At 58.1% G+C, this 6438-nt stretch carries 5 protein-coding genes; 3 read left to right on the top strand and 2 right to left on the bottom strand.

The window, feature by feature from the left end:
* Positions 1-307: 307 nt before the first annotated feature.
* Complete coding sequence (gene glgC / locus HMPREF1206_RS05725) at positions 308-1525, bottom strand: glucose-1-phosphate adenylyltransferase (RefSeq protein WP_042388575.1); 1218 nt, start codon at positions 1523-1525, stop codon at positions 308-310.
* Positions 1526-1637: 112 nt separating this feature from the next.
* On the opposite strand from glgC, the gene glgA reads away from it, so the two are divergent.
* The 3 genes from glgA to budA all read left to right on the top strand — a co-directional run bounded on the left by glgA (position 1638) and on the right by budA (position 5441).
* Positions 1638-2834 carry a glycogen synthase gene (glgA, locus tag HMPREF1206_RS05720; protein WP_042388572.1) on the top strand — a complete coding sequence of 399 codons (1197 nt, stop codon included), beginning with the start codon at positions 1638-1640 and terminating at the stop codon, positions 2832-2834.
* Positions 2835-3036: 202 nt separating this feature from the next.
* A complete protein-coding gene (locus tag HMPREF1206_RS05715) occupies positions 3037-4560 on the top strand; it encodes a cellulase family glycosylhydrolase (protein WP_016422404.1) in 1524 nt (507 codons plus the stop codon).
* A 131-nt stretch (positions 4561-4691) separates the two neighbouring features.
* Complete coding sequence (gene budA, locus HMPREF1206_RS05710; RefSeq protein WP_016422403.1) at positions 4692-5441, top strand: acetolactate decarboxylase; 750 nt, start codon at positions 4692-4694, stop codon at positions 5439-5441.
* Between the two features lie 3 nt (positions 5442-5444).
* Here the strand turns inward: budA and HMPREF1206_RS05705 are convergent, their stop codons facing one another.
* Positions 5445-6320 (bottom strand): methyltransferase domain-containing protein, encoded by an 876-nt coding sequence (locus tag HMPREF1206_RS05705; RefSeq protein ID WP_016422402.1) that lies wholly within the window; start codon positions 6318-6320, stop codon positions 5445-5447.
* Between the last annotated feature and the right edge of the window lie 118 nt (positions 6321-6438).

Raw genomic sequence — 6438 nt, 5'->3', positions numbered from 1 at the left:
GGTTTGATGGCACTGTATTTCGTTCGGCGGGTTTGCTTCACTACTTCTCCTGGTCGAAAGTGGTGATGCATTCACCGCCTGAACCTACCCCCGAAAAATGGCGTGAAAGTGTCATAAACTCGCACAGTTTCACATTTGCAGCCCATGCCCGTATTCACATGCGAAGCCCTTAGCCACACGTGCAGCCCGCAATTTTTAGGGCTGCCAGTTTTTGGACTAGGTAGCAACTAGGTAGCAAAAAGGGTTAGAAGAAAAAGGCACGTACCCCACGGTACGTGCCTTTTGCAGCCGGTCGAACTCAGACAGTCTAGATAACCTGGTTCTTACCAACGGCCACAACGCCACCAGCGCTGACCTTGAAGCGCTCTGCGTCCTTCTCCGGATCGACACCGATAATGGCGCCGTCGGAAACTACAACGTTCTTGTCCAAAATCGCATGGCGAACCACTGCTCCGCGGCCGACGCGAACGCCTGGGAAGAGAACCGAGCCCTCCACCGTCGCGCCATCCTCGACCACAACGTTGGTGCTAATCACCGAGTTGCGGACCGTACCACCGGAGACAATCGAACCAGCACCGACCATCGAAGCCTGAGCAATACCGCCCTGGACAAACTTGGCCGGAGGCAGGTTCTCCTCCGAGAAGGTGTGGATTGGCCACTTCTTGTTGTAGAGGTTAAACACCGGGTGGACGGAAATCAGGTCCATGTTGGCCTCGTAGAAGGCATCGATGGTACCGACATCACGCCAGTAGCCCTTGTCACGTTCGGTCTCACCCGGAACGTAGCTGTCCTTGAAGTCCCAGACGAAAGCTTCACCCTCCTCTACCAGCATCGGAATGATGTTTCCGCCCATGTCATGGTCGGAGTTTTCATCTTCCGAGTCACGCTTAATAGCGTCGATAAGCGCGGAGGTAGTGAAGATGTAGTTACCCATCGACGCGAACGTCGAGTTCGGGTCATCCGGGGTGCCGGGCGGATCTGCCGGCTTCTCCAGGAACTCGGTGATTCGGTTGTTGTCATCGGCATCGATGACACCGAATGCGCTGGCCTCAGAACGCGGGACGCGGATACCAGCGACGGTCACGCCAGCGCCAGACTCGATGTGGGCCTCCAGCATCTGCTGCGGATCCATGCGATAGACGTGGTCGGCACCGAAGACGATGACGTACTCCGGATCCTCGTCGTAAACCAAGTTCAGCGACTGCAGGATCGCGTCCGCCGAACCGGTGAACCAGCGCTTACCCAGACGCTGCTGAGCCGGCACCGGGGTGACGTACTGGCCGGTGATGCCGGACAGCTGCCACGCCTGCGAAATGTGACGGTCGAGCGAGTGGGACTTGTACTGGGTCAGCACACAGATCTTCAGGAAACCTGCGTTGACCAGGTTCGACAGCACGAAGTCGATAAGCCGATAGCTACCGCCGAAAGGCACGGCGGGCTTAGCGCGATCTTCCGTCAGCGGGAAGAGACGCTTGCCTTCGCCACCGGCAAGGACAATGGACAAAACATGTGGTTGACTCCTCACACCAACCAACCTATATGCGATTTACGTTCCTCGCTGCCAGTCTCCCCTCCCCACTACCCACACCCAGACATATCAAGCGACGGAAATTGTCAAATCTGGTTACGCTGGAACTATGCGTGTTGCCATGATGACCAAGGAATACCCTCCGGAGATTTACGGCGGAGCAGGTGTTCACGTAACTGAACTGACTCGTTTCATGCGCGGCCTCGACGGCGTTGACGTCGATGTGCACTGCATGGGTGCTCCTCGCGATGAGGCGGATGTATATGTCCACGGCGTTGACCCGGAGCTGAAGGATGCCAACGCCTCGATTAAGACGCTGTCCACGGGGTTGCGCATGGCAAATGCCGCCGCGGCAACCGACATTGATGTCGTCCACTCTCACACCTGGTACTCAGGCCTGGGCGGTCACCTCACTGGTCTGCTCAAGGGCATTCCGCATGTGGCCACCGCGCACTCACTGGAGCCGCACCGCCCGTGGAAGCGCGAGCAGCTCGGCGGCGGTTACGACGTTTCCAGCTGGTCCGAGCGCAATGCTATGGAGTACGCAGACGCTGTCATTGCTGTTTCCGCACGCATGAAGGACGCCATCCTGGACGCCTACCCGCGTATTTCCCCCGACAAGGTTCACGTTGTCCTGAACGGTATCGACACCGAGCTGTGGCACCCGCGCCCGACGTGGGAAGAGTCCAAGGAACAGAACGGCTGGTCCGTCCTGGAGGAGCTCGGCGTTGACCCGTCTCGCCCAATGGTTGCGTTCGTCGGCCGCATCACCCGTCAGAAGGGTGTCGCTCACTTGGTCAAGGCCGCATCGCTTTTCGACGACGGTGTGCAGCTCGTTCTGTGCGCCGGCGCTCCGGACACCCCGGAAATCGCGAAGGAGACTGAGCAGCTCGTCCATGACCTCCAGGAGAAGCGCGATGGCATTTTCTGGGTGCAGGACATGCTGCCGAAGGAGAAGATCCAGGAGATCCTGACAGCCGCGGATTCGTTCGTCTGCCCGTCCATTTACGAGCCGCTGGGCATCGTTAACCTTGAGGCTATGGCCTGTGGCACCGCCGTTGTCGCCTCTGATGTCGGCGGCATTCCGGAGGTTGTCGTCGATGGCGAAACCGGCACTTTGGTTCACTACGACGAGTCTGATCCGGAGGGCTTCGAGCGTGGAATCGCTGCCGCGGTTAACAACATGGTCGCCGACCGCGACCGCGCTACCAAGATTGGCCAGGCGGGTAAGAAGCGTGCTGAAGATGTGTTTAGCTGGGAGAATATCGCTGAGCAGACCGTTGAGGTCTATAAGTCTTTGATGTAGCTGGCTGTCTGCAAGACGCCACGGCTGCGCGGTGGACGGAGTCTCCTCATAAGGCCCATCGCTTCCGAAGCGGAAGCGGTGGGCCTTTCTTAGCCTTTTTACTAACCCCGTTCAGGACATTTACTTATGCCCTTGCCCACTTTTCTAAACCTAATTTGAGTTTTGGCTGAATTTATCATTAAAGGTCAATAGCATAATTAGTATGAGATTCACTAAGAAGGTGGCAGCAGTTGGTGCCGCCATTGCCATAGCGCTAGCGGGTGCAGTACCGCATCAGGCGCTCGCTACAGAAGTAGCACCATTCCCTAGTACCGCTACCATCACCGAGCGTGGTCCCCTAGGGCAGTCCGGTCGCTGGTTTACCGACGGTGATGGCCGAGCTTTCCTCACTCAGGGGTCGAACATCGTCTACAAGCACGATCCCTACACCCCAGAGGCCGGGGGCTTTAACGAGGACGATGCTGACTGGCTCGTGCAGCAGGGCTTCGACTCCATGCGAGTCGGCATTATCTGGAAAGCAGTAGAGCCAGAGCCCGGCGAGTACGACGACGAATACCTGGATTCCATTGCCCGCACCATCTCTATGCTCGCTGAGCGTGGAATCGCGGTCTTGGTCGATGCCCACCAGGACATGTACAACGAAAAGTTTGAGGGCGAATTTGCCCCGGATTGGGCTGTCATTGACGACGGCGTTCCCAGCCTCCTGAAGGTTGGCTTCCCGACTAACCAGGCCCTCAATATCGGCCTCATTAGGGCATACGACAACTTCCTGAATAACCGTGAAGGGCCAGGCGGCGTTGGGCTACAGGAGCGTTACGCAGCCATGTGGGGCCATGTCGCCGAACGCCTCGGTGATATGCCGGGACTGATGGGCTACGACATCATAAATGAACCGTGGCCAGGCTCGGCATACCCACTGTGTTACCTGGCTCTCGGTGACTGCGGCCCGGCTAAGGCAAAGCTCGATGAACTGCACCAGAAGGCTGCCGATCAGATCGTTGCCAAGGACCGGGACGCTATTGTCCACTACGAGCCCTACTCCATGTGGAACACCGGATTGAACACCAATCCGGCAGCCCCGAAGGTTCCTGAAACCGCTGGTACGGCCCTCAGCTGGCATGTCTACTGCACCACGAATGCCCTGTTCAACACCTATACGGGCTGTGACTTCTTCGATGGTCGTACCTTCGACAATGCGGAAATCGTCGCGTCCGGTAACGGCTCGGCCACACTGCTGTCCGAGTTCGGTGCCACCGACGATGCAGATACCCTCAATGGCGTAATTTCGCTTGCCCGCCGCCACATGGTCGGCTGGCAGTACTGGTCCTACTGCGGATGCAACGATCCGACGACACAGAACCAGAAGGAACAGGGCATGGTCTTCGATCCGACGGTTCCAGGACCTGTAGGTGCCGATGCCTTCAACCGCGACAAGATGACCATCCTCGCCGCTCCACACCTGCGGGCGGTCGCTGGCACTCCACAGGCTACTGACTGGAACCGCGACACCCGGGTCTACCAGGCCAGCTGGAACAATAGCCGCGTCGATGGCACCGGAGTTTTCGCACCTGGTTCCACCAGCGAGCTCGTTGTGCCCTCAATCAACTTCCCGAATGGGTTCACAGTGAATGTCGAGGGTGGCCACGCCACTGTCGCTGCCGATGGCCAGACGGTTCATATCGTCTCCACTGCTGACCACGTGTCAGTCACCATCCAGCCGAAGTAGAACCAACCGCTCGATTCACCAAATCACGCCCTGTGGATTTTTCCGCAGGGCGTTCTTCGTGCCGCAGGGTCCTCCAAAACCCCTCCGACCGACAATTCGCCCAAGCTTGGGCTACAAATATCGGGAATATAATGGCTTCCATGACCACTCACGAGAATTTTCCAACGGTCCGACACACAATCTTCCAAAACTCCCTGATGTCCGCACTGCTCGATGGCATCTACGACGGCGAGATGACCATTGGCGAAATCCTTGGTCATGGAAACTTCGGCATCGGCACCTTCGACGGCCTCGATGGCGAAATGGTAATCCTCGACGGTGTCTGCTGGCAGGTGCGTCACGACGGCTCCGCGACCCGGGCCACTATGGATCAGTGCAGCCCCTACACGGTGGTGACCAACTTCGTTCCCCACACGGTGATGGATGCGCCGGAAAACCTGACTCGCAAGGAAATTAGCCCCATCATCGATTCCCTGGTACCGAGCCAAAACTTTATGTACGCACTGCGGATTACCGGCGAATTTGAGTGGGTGAAGACCCGAACCGTCGTAAAGCAGGAAAAGCCGTACCAGAAGATGGTTGATGCGACGGAAGAAGACGCGTCGGTTGATTTTGAGAACCTGCGGGGCACGATTGCGGGCTTCCGCACGCCGGTCTATGAGAAAGGAATTTCGGTGCCCGGCTGTCACGTGCACTTCCTCGCGGAAGGCGGCACCGGCGGCGGGCATGTGCTGGACTTTAAGCTGCGGTCGGGCACTATCGAGTTGTGCCCGGGCACTGACCTGCAGCTTCGCCTTCCGCTAACGGCGGAATTCTCGGATGCTGACTTGGATCCGGAAGACCTGGATGAACAGATTCACAAAACCGAGGTCAAGGAGTAGGCACTAGTCTCCCGGGCGACCAAGACGGGTGACGTAGGCACGGGCGGTGACGTGCATCTCTGCAGGTAGCGCCGCAATGCGTTCCTGCAGCACCTCTGGGTGAATATGGCGTGCCGACGGGCTCATGCCGATCTGCGCGGCAATTGCACTCTGGTTGAGGTTCATACCGAACTCCACCAGCTCCGGGTCGCCAACAGGCACGAGGTGTCCCTCTGCCTGGGAAATCATGCGCTCGACCTTGCCGCGCTCGACATCGATGATGCCCAGCGGCTCACGCAGTTCGCCCAGGTGGCCGGTGGTGGCCGTCAGCACCACAACCTGGCCGCCCGGCTTGAGCACGCGAGCGAACTCCTCTGCGTTGCGAGGTGCGAAGACAACCGTGAGCGCATCGATGGAACTATCACGCAGCGGCAACCGTGCCCACGCATCGGCCACGACCGCACCGAGTCGTGGATGGCTCTTGGCCAGGTGCTTGGCGGCCGGAACAGACACATCAATGCCTACGCCACGGGAATTGGGAATACTGTCCAGCGTGTGTGCGAGGTAGTAACCAGTGCCCGCACCGACTTCGCAGATGACTGGGCTGGCGGCCTCGGACACGTTGGCGTCGTCAAGCACGTCCTGGACGTTGCCTGTAACTGCCTCAACGAATGGAGCATAGTGGCCACCAGAGAGGAACTCCTCGCGGGCGGTAATCATCTTGGCGTCATCGCCGGTGTAGCGCAGGCCAGCCCCACCGGCGAGCGTAACGTAACCCTGGCGGGCGACATCATAGCTATGTCCGGATTCGGACTTCAGAGTCATTCGTTCGGCATCACCAAACTTCAAATCAGTGCCATCGATGGGGTCAGCAAGCACATCAATGATGTCAGCTAGCACGTCGGTCACTCCTCAAACTGAGCTAGAAAAATAATTTTCACTATCTTAGCCCGTGTCGAGCTCAGCCAAGTAACTCCAATGCGAGTTACTGACTACGTTTATGACAAAAATTGCCCGA

The sequence above is a fragment of the Corynebacterium sp. HFH0082 genome (assembly GCF_000411235.1).
GTDB lineage: Bacteria > Actinomycetota > Actinomycetes > Mycobacteriales > Mycobacteriaceae > Corynebacterium > Corynebacterium jeikeium_D.
This window is presented reverse-complemented; position numbering and strand designations above follow the sequence as displayed.

Bases quoted from the DNA above. Each gene is read 5' to 3' on its own strand.
- glgA (WP_042388572.1), top strand. From the start codon at position 1,638: ATGCGTGTTGCCATGATGACCAAGGAATACCCTCCGGAGATTTACGGC.
- HMPREF1206_RS05715 (WP_016422404.1), top strand. From the start codon at position 3,037: ATGAGATTCACTAAGAAGGTGGCAGCAGTTGGTGCCGCCATTGCCATA.
- budA (WP_016422403.1), top strand. From the start codon at position 4,692: ATGGCTTCCATGACCACTCACGAGAATTTTCCAACGGTCCGACACACA.